16 protein-coding genes and 2 tRNA genes are annotated in these 17,675 nt (G+C 65.2%); 8 read left to right on the top strand and 10 right to left on the bottom strand.

The features are described from left to right. Positions 1-40: 40 nt before the first annotated feature. From AC1DOP_RS08890 to AC1DOP_RS08880, 3 genes are all read right to left on the bottom strand, one after another. Entirely contained in the window at positions 41-2,095 is a 2,055-nt protein-coding gene (locus AC1DOP_RS08890; RefSeq protein ID WP_477250801.1) for an FUSC family protein, read from the bottom strand. 104 nt (positions 2,096-2,199) lie between these two features. After that, complete coding sequence (locus AC1DOP_RS08885; RefSeq protein WP_477250800.1) at positions 2,200-3,915, bottom strand: cation:proton antiporter domain-containing protein; 1,716 nt, start codon at positions 3,913-3,915, stop codon at positions 2,200-2,202. Positions 3,916-4,049: 134 nt separating this feature from the next. Beyond that, positions 4,050-4,685, bottom strand: a complete 636-nt coding sequence (locus AC1DOP_RS08880) for a TetR/AcrR family transcriptional regulator (protein ID WP_441934717.1) — start codon at positions 4,683-4,685, stop codon at positions 4,050-4,052. 85 nt (positions 4,686-4,770) lie between these two features. On the opposite strand from AC1DOP_RS08880, the gene AC1DOP_RS08875 reads away from it, so the two are divergent. The 5 genes from AC1DOP_RS08875 to AC1DOP_RS08855 are packed head-to-tail and all read left to right on the top strand — an operon-like array spanning position 4,771 to position 9,908. Continuing rightward, positions 4,771-5,952 (top strand): lipid-transfer protein, encoded by a 1,182-nt coding sequence (locus AC1DOP_RS08875; RefSeq protein WP_441934718.1) that lies wholly within the window; start codon positions 4,771-4,773, stop codon positions 5,950-5,952. 9 nt (positions 5,953-5,961) lie between these two features. Then, positions 5,962-7,104: an acyl-CoA dehydrogenase family protein gene (locus AC1DOP_RS08870; RefSeq protein WP_477250799.1), complete on the top strand. Its 1,143-nt coding sequence runs from the start codon at positions 5,962-5,964 to the stop codon at positions 7,102-7,104. Between the two features lie 12 nt (positions 7,105-7,116). Next, entirely contained in the window at positions 7,117-8,268 is a 1,152-nt protein-coding gene (locus AC1DOP_RS08865) for a CaiB/BaiF CoA transferase family protein (protein WP_441934720.1), read from the top strand. A 19-nt stretch (positions 8,269-8,287) separates the two neighbouring features. Next, positions 8,288-9,559: a DUF445 domain-containing protein gene (locus tag AC1DOP_RS08860; protein WP_477250798.1), complete on the top strand. Its 1,272-nt coding sequence runs from the start codon at positions 8,288-8,290 to the stop codon at positions 9,557-9,559. 31 nt (positions 9,560-9,590) lie between these two features. Then, complete coding sequence (locus AC1DOP_RS08855) at positions 9,591-9,908, top strand: putative signal transducing protein (RefSeq protein WP_441934722.1); 318 nt, start codon at positions 9,591-9,593, stop codon at positions 9,906-9,908. 1 nt (position 9,909) lies between these two features. Here AC1DOP_RS08855 and AC1DOP_RS08850 read toward each other — a convergent pair whose 3' ends face one another. Continuing rightward, positions 9,910-11,076, bottom strand: coding sequence for a mandelate racemase/muconate lactonizing enzyme family protein (locus AC1DOP_RS08850; RefSeq protein WP_441934723.1), 1,167 nt, complete (start codon positions 11,074-11,076; stop codon positions 9,910-9,912). A 105-nt stretch (positions 11,077-11,181) separates the two neighbouring features. Between AC1DOP_RS08850 and AC1DOP_RS08845 the strand changes: the two genes are divergently transcribed. Continuing rightward, a complete protein-coding gene (locus AC1DOP_RS08845) occupies positions 11,182-12,099 on the top strand; it encodes a LysR substrate-binding domain-containing protein (protein WP_477250797.1) in 918 nt (305 codons plus the stop codon). Here AC1DOP_RS08845 and AC1DOP_RS08840 read toward each other — a convergent pair. Continuing rightward, on the bottom strand, positions 12,096-12,431 hold the full coding sequence (locus tag AC1DOP_RS08840) for a DUF2004 domain-containing protein (RefSeq protein ID WP_441934725.1): 336 nt from the start codon (positions 12,429-12,431) through the stop codon (positions 12,096-12,098). The genes AC1DOP_RS08845 and AC1DOP_RS08840 overlap by 4 nt on opposite strands. Before the next feature lie 329 nt (positions 12,432-12,760). Here AC1DOP_RS08840 and AC1DOP_RS08835 point away from each other — a divergent pair, with 329 nt between their 5' ends. Further along, a complete protein-coding gene (locus tag AC1DOP_RS08835) occupies positions 12,761-12,853 on the top strand; it encodes a hypothetical protein (protein WP_441934841.1) in 93 nt (30 codons plus the stop codon). Then, positions 12,850-13,245 carry a hypothetical protein gene (locus AC1DOP_RS08830; RefSeq protein WP_441934726.1) on the top strand — a complete coding sequence of 132 codons (396 nt, stop codon included), beginning with the start codon at positions 12,850-12,852 and terminating at the stop codon, positions 13,243-13,245. The genes AC1DOP_RS08835 and AC1DOP_RS08830 overlap by 4 nt, the downstream gene beginning before the upstream one ends. On the opposite strand, the gene AC1DOP_RS08825 is transcribed toward AC1DOP_RS08830, so the two are convergent. From AC1DOP_RS08825 to mutL, 5 genes are all read right to left on the bottom strand, one after another. Then, complete coding sequence (locus AC1DOP_RS08825; protein WP_441934727.1) at positions 13,236-14,222, bottom strand: hypothetical protein; 987 nt, start codon at positions 14,220-14,222, stop codon at positions 13,236-13,238. The two genes, AC1DOP_RS08830 and AC1DOP_RS08825, sit on opposite strands and share 10 nt — an antisense overlap. Before the next feature lie 177 nt (positions 14,223-14,399). Continuing rightward, positions 14,400-14,476: transfer RNA gene (locus tag AC1DOP_RS08820), tRNA-Met, on the bottom strand. A 66-nt stretch (positions 14,477-14,542) separates the two neighbouring features. Next, positions 14,543-14,619 (bottom strand) — tRNA-Met (locus AC1DOP_RS08815). A 43-nt stretch (positions 14,620-14,662) separates the two neighbouring features. Beyond that, positions 14,663-15,616 carry a tRNA (adenosine(37)-N6)-dimethylallyltransferase MiaA gene (gene miaA, locus AC1DOP_RS08810; protein ID WP_477250796.1) on the bottom strand — a complete coding sequence of 318 codons (954 nt, stop codon included), beginning with the start codon at positions 15,614-15,616 and terminating at the stop codon, positions 14,663-14,665. A gap of 20 nt (positions 15,617-15,636) precedes the next feature. Continuing rightward, on the bottom strand, positions 15,637-17,610 hold the full coding sequence (gene mutL / locus AC1DOP_RS08805; RefSeq protein ID WP_441934729.1) for a DNA mismatch repair endonuclease MutL: 1,974 nt from the start codon (positions 17,608-17,610) through the stop codon (positions 15,637-15,639). Between the last annotated feature and the right edge of the window lie 65 nt (positions 17,611-17,675).

Below are 17,675 nucleotides of genomic sequence, written 5' to 3'. Positions count from 1 at the left end.
CTGGCCCGGTTCGAAAGGCGGACAGCGATGTCCGCCTTTTTTATGGTTTGTCCGGCCTCGCGGTCTCGGCCCGCAGTGCGCGCAGGGTGTCGTCGATGTCCGTCAGCCAGCGCGCGGCAAGTTGGGAGGGGATGGCATCGCCGGCCTGGGGGCGGATCGCTTCTTCGGCATCGGGCGGATCGCGCCGCTCCGGCTCTTCGAACAGCGCGGCCGCCTGTTCCAGCCTGGGCGCCAGGGCACGGGCAGCCGCGTGCAATGCCGGCAACCGCGTCAGCTGCGGCGCGAAATTCACGACCAGGTCGCAGCAGTGACGCACGCAATAGGCGATGCGCGACAGCCGCCGCAGATGCTGCCGGCGATGCTTTTTCGATCCCGGATACTCGGCGCCGGTGACCGGGCCGAGCGTCTGGCGCAGCGCCTGGAGCTTGCGGTCCAGTTCACGGATCTCCTCGTGCCGCGGCGGCGAATCCGGATCCGCCCATGCCGCCCGCAGCAGGCGGCCGGCGGCGCGCAGCAGCTCGGCGCTCTTGCCGCGCGATTCGTCGCGGGTGTGGACCGGCAGCACCAGGCTGGCGCTGAGGACGGCGGCTGCCGCGCCGATCAGGGTTTCCTCGAGCCTGAGTATCAGCAGGCCCGGGCTGTTCATTCCCATCAATTCGTACAGCATCGCCAGCATCGCGCTCAGCAGCACCACATACACGTTCTGCAGGCCGCGGAAAGCATAGAAGCCGCTCCCCACGAAAGCGAACAGCAGAACCAGTTCGACCGTGCGGTTGCCATGCACGAGCTCCGCGGCGGCGATCCCCACGCAGACGCCCACCACTGTGGCCAGCACCTGGCGCCACGCGCCGGACAGCGTCTGCCCGATGGTGACGGTGCGCGTGAAGACGACGAAGGCGGCGAACACCGCCCAATACCAGTGCGAGGGCGACAGGGCGCGTCCGGCCACGATGGCGCCGAGGGCGGCCGCGCAAGCCTGCAGCGCGCGCCGGGTGGTGTGGTCGAACCAGGAACGCTTCTCGTCCTTGTCGTCCGCTTTCTTGTCGGCGCCTTCGGCGGGCGGCGGCTTGCGCTCGTCGCGCATCGGCGGCAAGGCCTCGCGCGGCGAGGGCAGGCAGGCCAGCACGCGCAGCGCCTGCTCCAGCCGCCAGCGCAGCGCAGCCGGCAAGGCCGCGCCGGCTTCTTCGCTATCGTCGGCAGCGGCAGCGGCGTCGCCGCCGGGGCTGCGCTCCAGCGTCCGCAGACGGTTCGCCAGCACTTGCCGCTCGCCGGCGCCGGCCCTGGCGGCCGCCCGCACGACCGCCGCCAGGGCTTCCACGGCCAGTTCGCCGCGCAGCACCTGTCCGCGCAGCCGGTCGGCCGGGCCGCCGTCGCGGCCGGCGTCGCAGGCGAAATCGGCGAGCCGCGTTTCCAGGCCCAGCGACTGCGCGTTCAGGCGCTCGAGCTGGGCTTCGATCCGCTTGCAGCCAGCTTCCTTTCCCTGCTCCAGCTGGCCTGCCAGGTCGTGCAGCAGGGCCCTGATGCGGGCGCGCCAGGCCCGCAGCTCGCTGTGAAGCATGCGGCCCGGATGCTCGGGTACCAGCCAGAAGCGGATCGCATAGGCGACGGCGCAGCCAACCAGGACGAACAGGGGCAGCCACTGCGCCTTGTCCGGCGGCGTCTTCAATAGCAGGGCGTAGAAATAGGACTGGTAGGCGAGGGCGCCGAGGCCGCTGCCGCGCGGCCCGAAGCGGCGCGCCTGGAAGGCGGCGAAGATGATGATGAGGAAGCAGCCGCCGCTCAGCCAGGGATGGTCGCCCACCAGGCTGCCGAGGACGAGGATGGCGCTGGCGAGGAAGGGCACCCAGGCCATCGTCCGCTGTTGCTGCTTCCTTCCGGGGTCCTGCAGGGCGACCGCGGCGATCACCGCCACCAGGATGCCGGCCAGGGTCAGCTCGTATTTCAGGCCGAGCAGGCGCGGAACGAGGAGGAACAGGGCTGCGAGGATGGCGGCGGTGAGCAGGGCGCGCAGTCCGCTGCGCAGCCGCTCCAGGGCTGGATCGGAAGCGAGGAAGAGATCGAGTAAATAAGCGAACAGATGGTGGGCGCGATGCATCTCGATAGTCGAAGTCCGGCAGTGGCCGAGCAGTTACTGTACAAGATGACAAGAGCCCGGCACGCACGCTTGCCGCCTGGACAAGCGTGCGCCGCGGCGATGCCTCAGTGCGCCGCGACCGGCGCTTCGGCCAGGCCCTGCAGCACGTGGCGCGACATGCTGGCCGCCAGTTCGTGCTCGCCGATGAAGACGGTGCCGCCGGTGTCTTCGCGCAGCAGGCGCGCTTCCTCTTCGTTGTGGCTGCGCACCACGCAGCGGATGCCCGGGTTCAGGGCCTTCGCTATCTCGACCATGGCGCGCACGTGGAAGGTATCCGGCGTCGCGATCACCAGCATCGACGCGCGGGCGATGTGGGCCTGGATCAGCACCGCCGGGTCGGCCGCGTTGCCGGCCACCGCCGGCTGGTCCTTGCGGCGCAGCTCTTCGACCACTTCGCGGTTCTGTTCCGCCACCACGTAATGGATGCCCTGCCTGCTCAGTTCCTGGGCGATGCGCCGGCCCACGCGGCCATAGCCGACCAGCACCACCTGGCCGGTCAGGTGTTCGTGGGTGACCGTCACCGGCAGTTCGGCCAGCGGGTCGGCCGAGCGCTCCAGCCGGCGCGCGAGATCCGATTTCGAACGCAGCCAGTCCTGCAGCGGGTTGATCGCCTTGAACATCAACGGGTTCACCGCGATCGAGATGATGGCGCCGGCCAGGATCAGGTTCTGGCCGAGGTCCGGCAGCAGGCCCAGCGACATGCCCAGCGCCGCCAGGATGAAGGAGAACTCGCCGATCTGGGCCAGGCTGGCCGAGACGGTGATGGCCGTGTTGAGCGGATAGCGCAGCGCCAGCACCAGCACGAAGGCGGCCAGCGATTTGCCGAACAGGATGATGGCGACCACCGCCAGCAGCTCGAGCGGATGCTCGACCAGCACGCGCGGATCGAACAGCATGCCGACCGAGACGAAGAACAGCACGGAGAACGCGTCGCGCAGCGGCAGGGTCTCCTCGGCCGCGCGGTGGGAGAGCGCCGATTCGCGCAGCACCATGCCGGCGAAGAAGGCGCCCAGCGCGAACGAGACGCCGAACAGCTCCGACGAACCGTAGGCGATGCCGACCGCGGCCGCGATCACGGACAGGGTGAACAGCTCGCGCGAGCCGGTCTTGGCCACGCGCCACAGGAACCAGGGGAAGAGCTTGCGGCCCACCAGCAGCATGAAGGCGACGAAGGCGCCCACCGACAGCAGGGTCTTGCCGAGCGCCAGCCACAGAGAATCGCCGGCAGCGTGGCCGTCGCCGCCGGCGTTGCCGCCCAGCGGGCCGGCCAGCGCCGGCAGCAGCACCAGCACCAGCACCGTGACCAGGTCTTCGACCACCAGCCAGCCGACCGCGATGCGGCCGTTGAAGGAATCGAGCTGGCCGCGGTCTTCGAGCGCCCGCAGCAGCACCACGGTACTGGCCACCGACAGCGCTAGGCCGAACACCAGTCCCGCACCCAGGCCCCAGCCCCACAGATGGCTGACCCCGATGCCCATCAGTGTGGCCACCGTGATCTGCAGGATCGCGCCGGGCAGGGCGATGCCCTTCACTTCCAGCAGGTCGTCGAGCGAGAAGTGGAGGCCGACACCGAACATCAGCAGCATCACGCCGATCTCGGCCAGCTGGGAGGCGAGCGCAACGTCGGCCACGAAGCCGGGCGTGGCAGGGCCGATCAGGACGCCGGCGGCGAGATAGCCGACCAGGGCCGGCAGCCGCATGCGGACGGCGAGCATCCCGAACAGCAAGCCGAAGCCGAGAGCGGCGGCAATGGTGGTGATCAGACTGATGTTGTGGTGCATGCGGACGAGGCCCTCCTTGTAAAGATAAACCTGTCCAGTATAAGCGACGATGGGCCTTCATCCGGCCGCGGGGCGAAAAAAATTAGCGGAGGATGAAGGGGCGATCCGATGCGAACGCGGCAGATCGCGGCGTGTTAGGGCATGGTTGCCAGTGTGAGAAGTGCCTTGCGCAGCGCTGCCCGCACCTCGTCGAACTGGGCGCGGCGGCGGCGCTTATCCAGGCGGAACAGCATCAGGCCCTCGATCTGGGCCACCATCAGCACCGCGCGCCGCATGGTCTCGTCGTCGGAAATGGCCGGGTTCAGGCCGCGGACCAGGTTGTAGACGGTCTTGCGCTCGCGTCCCAGCATCTTGTCCATCAGCTTCGAGGCGAAGGGGTTGCGCGAGGCCAGCGCCCAGATCTCGAAGAACAGCGCGTGGGTGACGGGATCGGTGATCTCTTCGAGGAACATGTCGACCGTGGTCAGGAAGCGCTCCAGCTGCGAGCGCTCGCTCATGGCGGCGGCGATGGCGTCCATCTTGCCCTGAACCAGGTCCATGGTGGTGAGCAGCAGCGCTTCCAGCAGCAGGTCCTTGCTGCCGTAGTAGTGCTGCACGTTCGACAGGCTCATGCCGGCCTCCGCAGCCACCCGCCGCATCGACAGCCCGGCATAGCCTTCGGCGGCGAGCAGGGAGCGCGCCGCCTGCAGGATGTCCTGCGCCCGGCCCAGGCCCTTCTCGGTGGTGCCCGAGACCTTGTTCTTCAGCGTGCTGTCGAGTGTCGTTTCCATGTCGCGATTATACTTTATCGACTAGTACAGTTGACCTATAATTGTCCAAAACCGGTCGCGTGACCGAGAAAACCAGGAGACAGCGATGAGCCAGAAAGTATTCGTCAGCGGCGTGGGCATGATCCCCTTCGCCAAGCCGGGCGGAAGCAGCCCCTATCACGAGATGGGCGCCCTGGCGGCCCGCGCCGCGCTGGAAGATGCCGGCATCGCCTACGAAGACGTCGAGCAGGCCTATGTGGGCTATGTGTATGGCGATTCGACCTGCGGCCAGAAGGCCCTGTACGGCGTCGGCATGACCGGCATCCCGATCGTCAACGTCAACAACAACTGCTCGACCGGGTCGACGGCGCTGTACCTGGCGCGCCAGGCGGTGCAGAGCGGCGCGGCGGATTGCGTGCTGGTGCTGGGCTTCGAGCAGATGAGCCCGGGTGCATTGGCCTCGGTGTTCACCGACCGTCCGGCGCCCTTCGACGACTTCGACGCCGTCACCGACCGCCTGGTCGGCAAGCCTGAGATCCCGCTGGCGCTGCGCTACTTCGGCGGCGCCGGCCTGGCCCACATGGAAAAATACGGCACGCCCCTGAACGCCTTCGCCCGCATCCGCGCCAAGGCCAGCCGCCACGCCGTCAACAACCCGCTGGCCCTGTTCCGCAAGGAAGTGACGGAACAGGACGTGCTGGACGCGCCGGAGATCTGGCCCGGCGTGATGACCCGCCTGATGGCCTGTCCGCCGACCTGCGGCGCCGCCGCCGCGGTGCTCGTTTCGGAAGCCTTCGCAAAGAGGCACGGCCTGCGCGCCGACGTCCACATCGCCGCCCAGGCCATGACCACCGACAGACCGAGCACCTTCGATGCGAACGACATGATGCGCCTGGTCGGCTACGACATGAGCAGGGAAGCCGCGCAAAAGGTCTACGCCCAGTCCGGCGTCGGCCCCGAAGACCTCGACGTGGTCGAGCTGCACGACTGCTTCGCGCACAACGAACTGATCACGTACGAGGCCCTGGGTCTGTGCCCGGAAGGCGGCGCCGACAAATTCATCCGCGACGGCGACAACACCTACGGCGGCCAGGTCGTCACCAACCCGTCCGGCGGCCTGCTGTCGAAGGGCCATCCGCTGGGCGCCACCGGCCTGGCGCAATGCTTCGAGCTTACCCACCAGCTGCGCGGCAGCGCGGGCGCGCGCCAGGTCGAGGGCGCAAGGGTCGCGCTGCAGCACAACCTGGGCCTGGGCGGCGCCTGCGTCGTCACCATGTACCGCGTGTAAGGAGGGCACATGGACTACGTCTCTCCCTGGATGGACGCCGAACTCGAAGGCTTTCGCGATGCCGTGCGCCGCTTTATCGATCATGAGGTGGTCCCGCACCAGCAGCGCTGGCGCGAACAGCAGCACGTCGACCGCGAGGTCTGGCGGAAGGCCGGCGAGATGGGCCTGCTGCTGGCCGACATCCCCGAGGAATACGGCGGCTCGGGCGGCAGCTTCGCCCACCAGTGCGTGGTGTTCGAAGAGCTCTGCCATGCCGGCGACACCGCCTTCGGCCTGCACGTACACGCCATCGTCGCGCACTACCTGCTGAACCAGGGCACGGAAGAGCAGAAAGTCAAATACCTGCCGCGGCTGGCGCGCGGCGAGACGATCGCGGCCATCGCCATGTCCGAACCGGGCGCCGGCTCCGACCTGAAAGGCATCCGCACCACGGCCACCCGTACCGGGGACGGCTACCGCCTGAACGGTTCCAAGACTTTCATTTCGAACGGCTATATGGCCGACCTGGTCCTGGTGGTCGCCAAGACCGACCCGGCGGCCGGCGCGAAAGGCGTTTCGCTGCTGCTGCTGGAGACCAGGGACAATCCCGGATTCCGTGTCGGCCGCATCCTGGAGAAGGTGGGACAGAAGGGCCAGGACACCTGCGAGCTGTTCTTCGACGACGCCCACGTGCCGCTGCAGAACGTGCTGGGCGGTGGGGAGGGCCACGGCTTTGCCCAGCTGATGACCGAGCTGCCCTACGAGCGCACCATCGTCGGCGTGTGCGGGGTGGCCTCGATCGAGCGTGCGATCAAGCTGACGGTCGAGCATGCGAAGCAGCGCAAGGCTTTCGGCCAGGCCCTGATCGAGATGCAGAATACCCGCTTCGTGCTGGCCGAGGCGAAGACCGAGGCCTTCGTTGCGCGCGTATTCGTCGACCGCTGCATCCAGGATGTGATGACCGGCCGCATGGACACGGTGCAGGCCTCGATGGCCAAGTACTGGATCACCGACCTGCAGTGCAAGATCGTGGACCAGTGTGTGCAGCTGTTCGGCGGCTACGGCTACATGCTGGAGTACCCGATCGCGCAGATGTATCTCGACGCCCGCGTGCAACGCATCTATGGCGGCGCCAACGAGATCATGAAAGAGATCATCGCCCGTTCCTTGTGATGCGAGACATACATGCCAGGACCCCTGAAAGGATTGAAAGTAATCGAAATGGTCGGCATCGGCCCATGCCCCTTCGCCGCCATGATGCTGGCCGACATGGGCGCGGACGTGATCCGCATCGACCGCAAGCCCGATCCGGCGGCGCCGAACCCGTATCCGATGCTGGGCACGAAGTTCGATGTGATGGCGCGCGGCCGGCGCTCGCTGGCGCTGGACCTGAAGGACCCGCGGGCCCGCCAGCTGCTGCTCGACCTGGTGGCGAAGGCCGACGTGCTGGTCGAAGGCTTCCGCCCCGGCGTGATGGAGAGGCTGGGGCTCGGCCCCGATCCCTGCATGGACCGCAACCCGCGGCTGGTGTATGGCCGCGTTACCGGCTGGGGCCAGACCGGGCCGCTGGCGCAGGCGGCCGGGCATGACCTCAACTATGTGGCGCTGTCCGGCATGCTGCATGCGATGGGACGGGCGGACAGTCCGCCGACTCCGCCCCTGAACCTGGTCGGCGACTTCGGCGGCGGCGCCATGATGCTGGCCTTCGGCGTGGTCTGCGCGGCCTTCGAAGCGAAGAGTTCGGGCCGGGGCCAGGTGGTCGATGCCGCCATGACGGACGGCGCCGCGCTGCTGGGTTCCATGATGTATGGCCTGCGCGCCTTCGGTTCCTGGAGCGATGAACGCGAAGCCAATCTGCTCGACGGCGGCGCTCCCTTCTACGACTGCTATGCCTGCGCAGATGGAAAGTTCATCTCGATCGGCGCGATCGAACCGCAGTTCTATGCCCAGCTGCTGGAGCTGAGCGGCGCCGACGATCCGCAATTCCGCAAGCAATGGCGGCAGGCCGGCTGGCCCGGGCTGAAGCGCAGTTTCGCCGCGCTGTTCGCCACCCGCACCCGCGACGAATGGTGCGCGCTGCTGGAAGGAACCGACGTCTGCTTCGCCCCCGTGCTCGACATGGACGAGGCGCCGCGCCACCCGCACAATGCGGCGCGCGCGACCTTCGTCGAGCGCGACGGCGTGACCCAGCCGGCGCCGGCGCCGCGCTTTTCGCGCACCCCCGCGGAGCTCGGTCCGGCGCCATCCAGTCCCGGCCAGGATGGCGCCGCCGTGCTGGCCGACTGGGGCTGGAGCGCGGCCAGCGTCGAGGCACTGCTGCGCGCCGGCGTCGTCTAGGCTGAGCTAACATGGAGGCATGAATACAAAGAGTGCGGAACTTCGCCAGTCGAAGCGGCTGGCGCTGTCCTTCTTCGGCGGCGCGGCCGCGCTGTTCGTGCTGTCCTTGTTCCTTCCACAGAACTGGTGGACCGGCCTGCTGAAAGCCTTCGCCGAAGCCGCGATGGTGGGCGCGCTGGCCGACTGGTTCGCGGTTGCCGCGCTGTTCCGGCACATCCCGATTCCCTTCGTTTCGCGCCACACCGAGATCATCCCCGCCAACAAGCACCGCATCGCCGACAACCTGGGTGCCTTCGTGCACGAGAAATTCCTCGACACCGATTCCATCGTGCGCCTGATCCAGCGCCACGACCCGGCGCAGAAGGTGGCCGACTGGCTCACGCACCCCGAGAACACCCGGCAGCTGGGACGTTACCTGGTCAGGACGGCCGGCTGGGCGCTCGACTTCATCGAGGACGCCGCGGTGCAGAACTTCGTGCGCCGCGCCGTGCACGGCATGATCCAGGCCGTCGACCTGTCGAAGACCGCCGGCACCATCCTGGAGAGCGTGACCCGCGACGGCCGCCACCAGGAGCTGCTCGACGAAGGCATCGTCCAGCTGGCGAAACTGCTGGCCAACGAGGAGACCCAGGCCGTGATCGCCCACGGCATCGTCGACTGGCTGCGCGAGGAATACGCCTTCATGGAAAAGATGCTGCCCTCGGAACTCATCGGCAGGAAGGGCGCGGACCTGACGGTCAAGCTGGCCGCCGGCATCCTCAAGCGCGTCAGCGAGGATCCGCAGCACCCGCTGCGCCAGCGCTTCGACGCCTTCACGGCCGACTTCATCACTCGTCTGCAGGACGACCCCGCCTTCCTGGAGAAGGGCGAGGACATCAAGCGCTACCTGATCGGCGACGAGACCCTGAACGGCTATCTCGGCTCGCTGTGGAGCGACCTGAAAGCCTGGATCAAGGCCGACCTCGAGAAAGAAGATTCGGTGCTGCGCCGGCGCCTCGAAGCGACCGGCGCCTGGGTCGGGCGCACGCTGGCCGAGGATCCGCTACTACGCGCCTCGCTCAACGAGAACCTGGAGCTGGCGGCGCGCGGCGCGGCGCCCGAGTTCGCGGGCTTCCTGACGCGCCACATCGCCGACACCGTCAAGAACTGGGACAGCCGCGAGATGTCCGAGCAGGTCGAGCTCAACATCGGCAAGGACCTGCAGTACATCCGCATCAACGGTACGGTGGTCGGCGGCCTGATCGGCGTGGTGCTGTATCTGTTGTCCGCGCTGCCGATGCTGCTAAGATGAGTACACAGCCGTCGATCTTCAGGGAGCCGTCATGACACACGCATTGAATGCACTGCTGGCAGGCACGCCGGAGGCCGGGCTGCTGCCCGGCCGCGATCTGCTCGAACTCGCGCGTTATCTGATCCCCATGGAAGCCAGCCTGGTGCAGGGGTGCCTGGTCGCAGCCGGCGTCCCGGCGGTGCTTGCCGATGCCAACCTGGTACAGACCGACCTGCTGCTGGCGCCGGCCCTGGGCGGGGTGCGCATCCTGGTGCCGCAGGAGCATCTGACGCAAGCCCAGGCCGTACTCGAGGCTTTCCAGCGCGGCGAGTTCGCGCTGGGAGAAGATGCCGACGTCGGCGAGGAATGACTCAGGCCGACAGCTTCCGCATCTCGCGGAACAGGTCCGCCTTGCCCTCGAAGCCGATGCCCGGCAGGTCCGGCATCGTCACATAGCCGTTCTCCACCTTCACGCCATCCGGGAAGCCGCCGAAAGGCTGGAACAGGTCCGGATAGGACTCGTTGCCGCCCAGGCCGAGGCCGGCCGCGATGTTCAGCGACATCTGGTGGCCGCCGTGCGGAATGCAGCGAGTGCGCGACCAGCCGTGCTGGTGCAGCATGTCCAGCGTGCGCAGGTACTCGACCAGGCCGTAGGACAGGGCGCAGTCGAACTGCAGCCAGTCGCGGTCCGGACGCATGCCGCCGTAGCGGACCAGGTTGCGCGCATCCTGCATCGAGAACAGGTTCTCGCCGGTCGCCATCGGCTTGTCGTAATAGTTGCGCAGGGTCGCCTGCAGCTCGAAGTCGAGCGGGTCGCCGGCTTCCTCGTACCAGAACAGGTCGTACTGCGACAGCGCTTTCGCGTACCGGATCGCGGTGTCGAGGTCGAAGCGGCCGTTGGCGTCCACCGCCAGCTTCTGGCCGTCCTGCAGCACGGACAGGATGGAGTCGATGCGGCGCAGGTCTTCATCCAGCGAGGCGCCGCCGATCTTCTTCTTGACCACCGTGTAGCCGCGGTCGATGTAGCTGCGCATCTCGTTCTTCAGCGCCTCATGGTCCTGGCCGGGATGGTAGTAGCCGCCGGCCGCGTAGACGAAGACCTTGCGGTCGGGCCGGCCGTTGCCGTAGCGGTCCGCCAGCAGCTGGAACAGCGGCACGCCTTCGATCTTGGCGACCGCATCCCACACCGCCATGTCGATGGTGCCGATCGCCACCGAGCGCTCGCCGTGGCCGCCCGGCTTCTCGTTGGTGAACATGCAGTCCCAGATCTTGTGCGGATCGAGGTTGTCGCCCTTGTCGTTGACGAGGGAGCCTGGCTCGGCTTCCAGGATGCGCGGGATGAAGCGCTCGCGCATCAGTTTGCCCTGGCCGTAGCGGCCGTTCGAATTGAAGCCGTAGCCGACCACCGGCTTGCCGTCCTTGACCACGTCGGTGATCACCGCCACCAGGCTCAGCGTCATCTTGCTGAAGTCGATGTAGGCGTTGCGGATGGAAGAGCTGATGGGGAGGGTCTGTTCGCGGATCTCGACGATTCTCATGATGGCTGCCTGCGTGGGTGTCAATGAAGTCCCCAGCTTAGCCCCTGCCTCCCCGTCTATAATTTCCCCGCGTCGAATTGATTATTAACTTGAGGTGAATGCCGGATGAAACCCGACCACACGGCCGACATGGAATTCTTCACGCTGGTGGCGCGCCACGGCAGCCTGGCCGCGGCCGCGCGCGCCCTCGACCTGACGCCGCCCGCGGCCACCAAGCGCCTGGCCCAGCTGGAGGCGCGGCTCGGCGTGCGCCTGGTGAACCGCACCACGCGCCGCATCAGCCTGACCAGCGAAGGCGAGACCTACCTGGCGCACGCGGGCCGCATCCTCGCCAGCATTCGCGAGATGGAGGATGCGGTGTCGAGCGGCCGCGCGGCGCCCAAGGGCCTGCTGCGCGTGAACGCGACCCTGGGCTTCGGCCGCACCACGATCGCACCGATCGTCTCCGAATTCGCGAAGCGCTACCCGCAGGTCGAGGTGCAGATGGAAGTGACCGACCGTCCGGTCGACCTGGTCGAGAGCGGCTACGACCTGGCGATCCGCTTCGGCGCGCTGCCGGATAAACGCCTGAACGCGCGCCGCGTGATGAGCAACCGGCGCTTCCTGTGCGCGTCGCCCATGTACCTGCAGCGGCATGGCGTGCCGGCGTGCCTGGGCGACCTGACGCGGCACCGCTGCATCGTGCACCGCCAGAACGACGAGGCGCACGGCGTCTGGCGCTTCTATTCAGGCGAGGGAGAGGAGCACAGCGAGGTGGTGAAGGTGCATGGCGCGCTGTCGAGCAACGACGGCGACATCGTGCTGGGCTGGGCGCTGGACGGGCACGGCATTCTGGTGCGCTCGGAGTGGGACCTGGCGCGCTATGTGGAGAGTGGACGGCTGAAGATCGTGCTGCCGGCGTACCGGCTGCCGTCGGCGGATCTGTTCGTGTATTACCTGAACCGGCGGAATCAGGCGGCGCGGAGCAGGGTGTTCATTGATTTTCTGGTTGAGCATTTCAGCCAGCCTTCGGCGATGGCCTAGCTCTCCATCGAGATCTCGTCGACCTTGCCTTTGGCGTCGAAGCGCACGCTGATGACGTAGTCGGTCACCTTGCCCGGCAGGGTGAAATCGAAGTATTCCATGTCGTCATCTTCGCCTGAGTAGCCGCGCAGCTCGAGGATGTCGAGCACGGCGGCGGGATCCGGGCGGCTTGTTCCCATCTTCTCCTGCCAGTATCCGGGCGGGAGCTCTTCTAGGTGAAAGGCGACGAACATGGCGACGCCGGAATCCTCGTCTTCCATGTCGAAGCCGTTCTTGATGGCCTGGCGGGCGGCGGCTTCGCGGCGGGTCGGTTCGGCGGTGTGGTCGGTCATCGGGGTGCTCCGTGAATGTTTGCGCAAGGCTGGCATTTTATTGGCATGCTCGACAGCATGGGGCGCCGCCCGCCAACACAACGATAACGAGAATTCCAAGTGAACACCACCCGTCGCATTACCGCCACCATCGCGCTGCTGGCGGCTTCCTTTCGCGCCATTGCCGCTTCCGCCCTTGATCTTACCGCCGAAACCCTGCAAAAGCTCGACGCCGCCGCGGGCCGCCAAGCTTCGAGGGGCGGTATGGGCCGTGCTGGTGGGGATGATGAAACCGCTGGCCAGCTCGCTCACTTACGACGGCATGGGCCCGATCATCGCCACCCCAGGTTCTGGAGGGCCGAAAAATCATGGTCGACGCCCACATGGACGAGCTGGGCGGCATGGTCCGCCGCATCACGGCAAGCCGGAAGAGACGTAGGTGAAGCTAGGCGCCGGGCCGGGCATCTTCCTGTACGACTCGTCGGCGCTGACAAATCGGAAGCTGACCGCCTTCGTGAAGCAGACTGCGGCTGAGCGCAAGCTGCCGCTTGATTTGGTGCAGGACTATGGCGACGATTCGGCCGAGATCCAGAAGAGCAATGGCGGGGTGCCGACCGTGAATCTGGTGGTACCGGTACGGTATACACATGCGCATAACGGGATTTTGAGCCGGAGGGATTTTGACCAGACCGCCGAGTTGGTGGTTTCAATGCTGAAGAAGTTGATACGGCGGAGGTGCGGTGGATTCACGCTCTTGGGCCGGAAGGTCAGTGAACAAAGAAAAAGTCGTCGATTCGTGAGAAGCGACGACTTTGTACCTCTAATTCAATGGTAGTTGTGTAGTGCTAACTTAAACTCTTCAAGATTTGTAAATCTCTTTGTTTCGGGATCAAGTCTGAGAATGAGAATTTGATCACGCTTGCATTCCCCTTGGATACCAAGTGTCGGGAGAATGGCTACCGGTATTATCTTTCTTGTTACGCCTCTCTGCTTTCCATAAGCGTCATATGCTTGAGTTGCGCGGCGCAAGGCCGAAACTACATTCAGCAAAATATGTGGACGCTTAGAGTGTTTTATTTCAACGACAAGATCCCCATTTAAGGTTTCTATGATGGCGTCAATTTCCACTGGCCCATCAGGTGTTGAGATCACTGCATTAGGATGTAATGATTTTATTTCAAGTTCGTGAGAAATTAATCTCAAAGCTTGCTGTGCGGATTGTTCAAATGCAAATGCCTTTACGATTGTTTCATTGATTTTTGTTCGATAACTTTGCGTTGCTGCTGATGCAGTTTGTTCCTGTGTGGAGAAACTTAATGGTTGATCAGTGCGTTCGGCAATCGCTGTATTTTGATCGCTTACTGATGATTTAACATTTACTTCTTTTTTTGCGGATTCCTCAACTATCACAGTTTCGGGTTCTGATTTTAAATCACCGTTATTATCGACTTCTTCGACAATTTCTTGCTGAGCTTCTGTAGCAACTTTCGCTGCCACTTGGGCTGGAGAAGCTGTCCCTAGACGGTATTCCCAATATTTATCTCGGTTCCAAAAAATTGCTGCAAGTTTCTCCAGAAAATCAAGATCAGTTACCAAAGTCGCGATAATGAAGATTCCTAATGCATAAACAGCAGCATTGTGTGCGGCAAATGCTAGAGCCAAGACCATTATGCTACCAAGCAACTTTACAGAAGTCGTAATAGTAGATCTAAAGAAAACAAAAATAGTTGCAATTACTAACGCAACAATAGCAAATGCAGCTGACAATCCTGTGAATGTCGCCTCAATACTCGGGAAGATAATATTATTCATTGTTAGATTTTTCATTATTGTAACTATAGTCTAACACCGAAGTTTCCGAAAAGTAAAGAAATTATGAGGCGCCTTCAGCAGTTTTAGTTGGCATTTTCGTGCTTCTGTAGAACAAAATATGGCCCAGAAATGCAAAAAAGCCCAGCTCAACGAGCTGGGCTTTTTGCGGCTTATATGTGGTGGTGATAGGTGGACTTGAACCACCGACCCCAGCATTATGAGTGCTGTGCTCTAACCAGCTGAGCTATATCACCATCTAAAACGGTACTAAAAACAAAATGGCCTAGCCTTTGAGGAGCCAAGCCATCTCGCTTGAAATCTGGTGGTGATAGGTGGACTTGAACCACCGACCCCAGCATTATGAGTGCTGTGCTCTAACCAGCTGAGCTATATCACCAAAGCGGAGGGCATTATGCCGTCCGCACACAAGACTGTCAAGGTTACGCGCTTCGAATGTGCTTGTCCAGCACGCCCAGAACCTGGGCCGTTGCATCTTTCGCCAGACAATCGACCACGATCCGCTCCGGCATCGAACGCAGCCAGGTCAGCTGGCGCTTGGCCAGCTGGCGGGTGGCGACGATGCCGTTCTCGCGCAGCTGTGCGCGGTCGTACTGGCCGTCGAGGTATTCCCAGCTCTGCCGGTAGCCGACGCAGCGCATCGACGGCAAGCTCAGGTCCAGGTCGCCGCGGGCGCGCAGCCTTGCCACTTCGGCCACGATGCCTTCGTCGTCGCGGCTGCCCAGCATCTGGTCGAAGCGCTGTGCGATGCGCTTGTGCAGCACCGCGCGGTCGGACGGCTCCAGCGCGAACGAGAGCAGTTCGAAGGGCAGCTCGGTCTTCTCGCGCCTGGCCAGCAGTTCGGACATCGGCTTGCCGGACAGTTCGATGATCTCCAGCGCGCGGTTGATGCGCTGGGCGTCGTTCGGCGCCAGGCGGTCGGCCGTGGCCGGATCGAGTTCGCGCAGCCTGGCGTGCATGCCGGGCCAGCCGATGCGCGCGGCTTCCTCATCGATGCGGGCGCGGACCTCGGCATCGGCGGTCGGCAGGTCGTCGAGGCCGTCGACCAGCCCTTTAAAGTACATCATCGTGCCGCCGACCAGCAGCGGCAGCTTGCCGCGCGCCTGGATCCCGGCCACCAGCCGGATCGCGTCTTCGCGGAACTGCATGACGGAGTAGGACTCGAGCGGGTCGATGATGTCGATGAGGTGGTGCGGCACGCTGGCCAGTTCTTCGGGGCTCGGCTTGGCGGTGCCGATGTCCATCTCGCGATAGACCAGGGCCGAGTCGACCGAGATGATCTCGACCGGCATCTCCCTGGCGATGCTGAGCGCGGCGGCGGTCTTGCCGGACGCGGTCGGGCCCATGATGGCGACTGCCATCGGTTTGTGATTCATATTCATAAATAACGAGGCAATTACTGGCCGCGCAGGAACAGCTTGTCCAGTGCGGAGATCTCGAGCTGCACCCAGGTCGGGCGGCCGTGGTTGCACTGGTCGGCGCGTTCGGTCGCTTCCATCTGGCGCAGCAGGGCGTTCATCTCCTGCACCGACAGGATGCGGTTGGCGCGCACCGCGGTATGGCAGGCGAGGGTGCCGAGCAGCTCGTTGCGGCGCTCGATCAGCACGCGCGAGCCGCCGTATTCGCGTACGTCGCGCAGCACGTCGCGGGCCAGCGTCTGCGCATCGGCGTTCTTCAGCAGGGTCGGTACGGCGCGCACTGCCAGCGTGGTCGGCGAGACCGCCGTGATGTCGAAGCCGAGCGCCTGCAGCGTCTCGCGGTTTTCTTCGGCCGTGCCGACTTCGACGGCGTCGGCGAAGAAGGTCACCGGGATCAGCATCTGCTGCACCTGCATCTGTTCGCCGCCGGCCTGGGCGTCGAGGGCATTCTTCAGCTGCTCGTAGAGGATGCGCTCGTGGGCCGCGTGCATGTCGACCAGTACCAGGCCCTTGCGGTTCTGGGCGAGGATGTAGATGCCGTGCAGCTGGGCCAGGGCGAAGCCGAGCGGGAAGTCGTCGTCGTGTGCCGGTGCGGTGGTGGCGGGCAGCGGTATTTCGAAGCCGGACGGTGCGGGCTTGGCCTGCGCGGCATCGGCGTCCTTCACGCCGGCGAACAGGGCGCCGTAGCTTTCGGTGCGCTGGGCCACGCCGGCGCCGGAAGGCTGGGCATCCCAGCGGCTGCCGGCCGGGTGGGGCGAGGGCGAGAAGGTCGAGGCATACGGCGACGTGGGCGTGAGCTGCGAGCCGAACGAGGTCTGCTCGTGCGGGCGGCGCCAGGCCGGGGTGCCGCTGATTCCGGAATCCCGCCCGAAGCCGCCACCCCAGGACGCGCCCGAGGGCGCGATCTCGGCCGCGCTGACCGGCGCCGGTGCGTTGCCGTGGGCCGTGGCCGAGGTCTGGGCGAGCGCGCGCTGCACCGCGTGGAACACGAACTGGTGGACGGCGCGGCTGTCGCGGAAGCGCACCTCGATCTTCGAGGGGTGCACGTTGACGTCGACCATGGCGGGGTCCAGCTCCAGCGACAGCACGTAGCTGGGGAAGCGGTCGCCGTGCAGCACGTCCTGGTAGGCGGCCTTCACCGCGTGGACCAGCAGCTTGTCGCGCACGAAGCGGCCGTTCACGTAGAAGAACTGGCCGTCGGCGCGCGCCTTGGAGGCGGTCGGCAGGCCGACGTAGCCGTGCAGGCGCAGCGGACCGGCGGCTTCGTCGAGCTGCAACCTGGCCTCGGCGAAGTCGTTGCCGAGGATCTGGGCGCTGCGCTTGGCGGGCTCGCTGACGTTCCAGTGGTCGATGGTGCGGCCGTTGTGGGTCAGGCTGAACGACACGTCCGGACGGGCCAGCGCGATGCGGCGCACGACTTCGGCGCAGTGGCCGTACTCGGTCTGGTCGGATTTCAGGAACTTGCGGCGCGCCGGCGTGTTGAAGTACAGGTCCTGCACGTCGATCGTGGTACCGAAGGCGCCGGAGGAGGGCGAGACCGTGCCCTGGTGCGAGCCGACGATCTCCCAGGCGTGGGGCGCGTTCGGCGTGCGCGAGGTGATGCTGACCGCCGCCACCGAGGCGATCGAAGCCAGCGCCTCGCCGCGGAAGCCGAGGGTGTTGACGTTTTCGAGGTCGGTCAGCGAGGCGATCTTCGAGGTCGCGTGGCGGGCCAGTGCGAGCGGCAGCTCTTCCGGCGGAATGCCGCGGCCGTTGTCGGTGATGGCGATGCGCTTGACGCCGCCTTCCTCGAGACGGATCGTGACCTGGGTGGCGCCGGCATCGAGTGCGTTCTCCAGCAATTCCTTGACCACGGCCGAGGGCCGCTCGACGACCTCGCCGGCGGCGATCTGCGAGATGAGCTGGTCAGGAAGCTGCTGGATGGGGCGGTGGGTGGGGGCCGGGGCGTTCATTCACAAATTATAGCTCGCCGCCACATGGCAAAGCATGGCTGTCCGATTTTTCCAAAATTCGGGGT

Source organism: Massilia sp. 01N410, from assembly GCF_056399665.1.
Note: the sequence above shows the minus strand (reverse complement) of the source record. Positions and strands in the feature narration are given on the sequence as shown.

Coding starts and splice junctions, on each gene's coding strand:
- AC1DOP_RS08890 (WP_477250801.1), bottom strand. CDS start 2,095: ATGCATCGCGCCCACCATCTGTTCGCTTATTTACTCGATCTCTTCCTC.
- AC1DOP_RS08885 (WP_477250800.1), bottom strand. CDS start 3,915: ATGCACCACAACATCAGTCTGATCACCACCATTGCCGCCGCTCTCGGC.
- AC1DOP_RS08880 (WP_441934717.1), bottom strand. CDS start 4,685: ATGGAAACGACACTCGACAGCACGCTGAAGAACAAGGTCTCGGGCACC.
- AC1DOP_RS08875 (WP_441934718.1), top strand. CDS start 4,771: ATGAGCCAGAAAGTATTCGTCAGCGGCGTGGGCATGATCCCCTTCGCC.
- AC1DOP_RS08870 (WP_477250799.1), top strand. CDS start 5,962: ATGGACTACGTCTCTCCCTGGATGGACGCCGAACTCGAAGGCTTTCGC.
- AC1DOP_RS08865 (WP_441934720.1), top strand. CDS start 7,117: ATGCCAGGACCCCTGAAAGGATTGAAAGTAATCGAAATGGTCGGCATC.
- AC1DOP_RS08860 (WP_477250798.1), top strand. CDS start 8,288: ATGAATACAAAGAGTGCGGAACTTCGCCAGTCGAAGCGGCTGGCGCTG.
- AC1DOP_RS08855 (WP_441934722.1), top strand. CDS start 9,591: ATGACACACGCATTGAATGCACTGCTGGCAGGCACGCCGGAGGCCGGG.
- AC1DOP_RS08850 (WP_441934723.1), bottom strand. CDS start 11,076: ATGAGAATCGTCGAGATCCGCGAACAGACCCTCCCCATCAGCTCTTCC.
- AC1DOP_RS08845 (WP_477250797.1), top strand. CDS start 11,182: ATGAAACCCGACCACACGGCCGACATGGAATTCTTCACGCTGGTGGCG.
- AC1DOP_RS08840 (WP_441934725.1), bottom strand. CDS start 12,431: ATGACCGACCACACCGCCGAACCGACCCGCCGCGAAGCCGCCGCCCGC.
- AC1DOP_RS08825 (WP_441934727.1), bottom strand. CDS start 14,222: ATGAATAATATTATCTTCCCGAGTATTGAGGCGACATTCACAGGATTG.
- miaA (WP_477250796.1), bottom strand. CDS start 15,616: ATGAATCACAAACCGATGGCAGTCGCCATCATGGGCCCGACCGCGTCC.
- mutL (WP_441934729.1), bottom strand. CDS start 17,610: ATGAACGCCCCGGCCCCCACCCACCGCCCCATCCAGCAGCTTCCTGAC.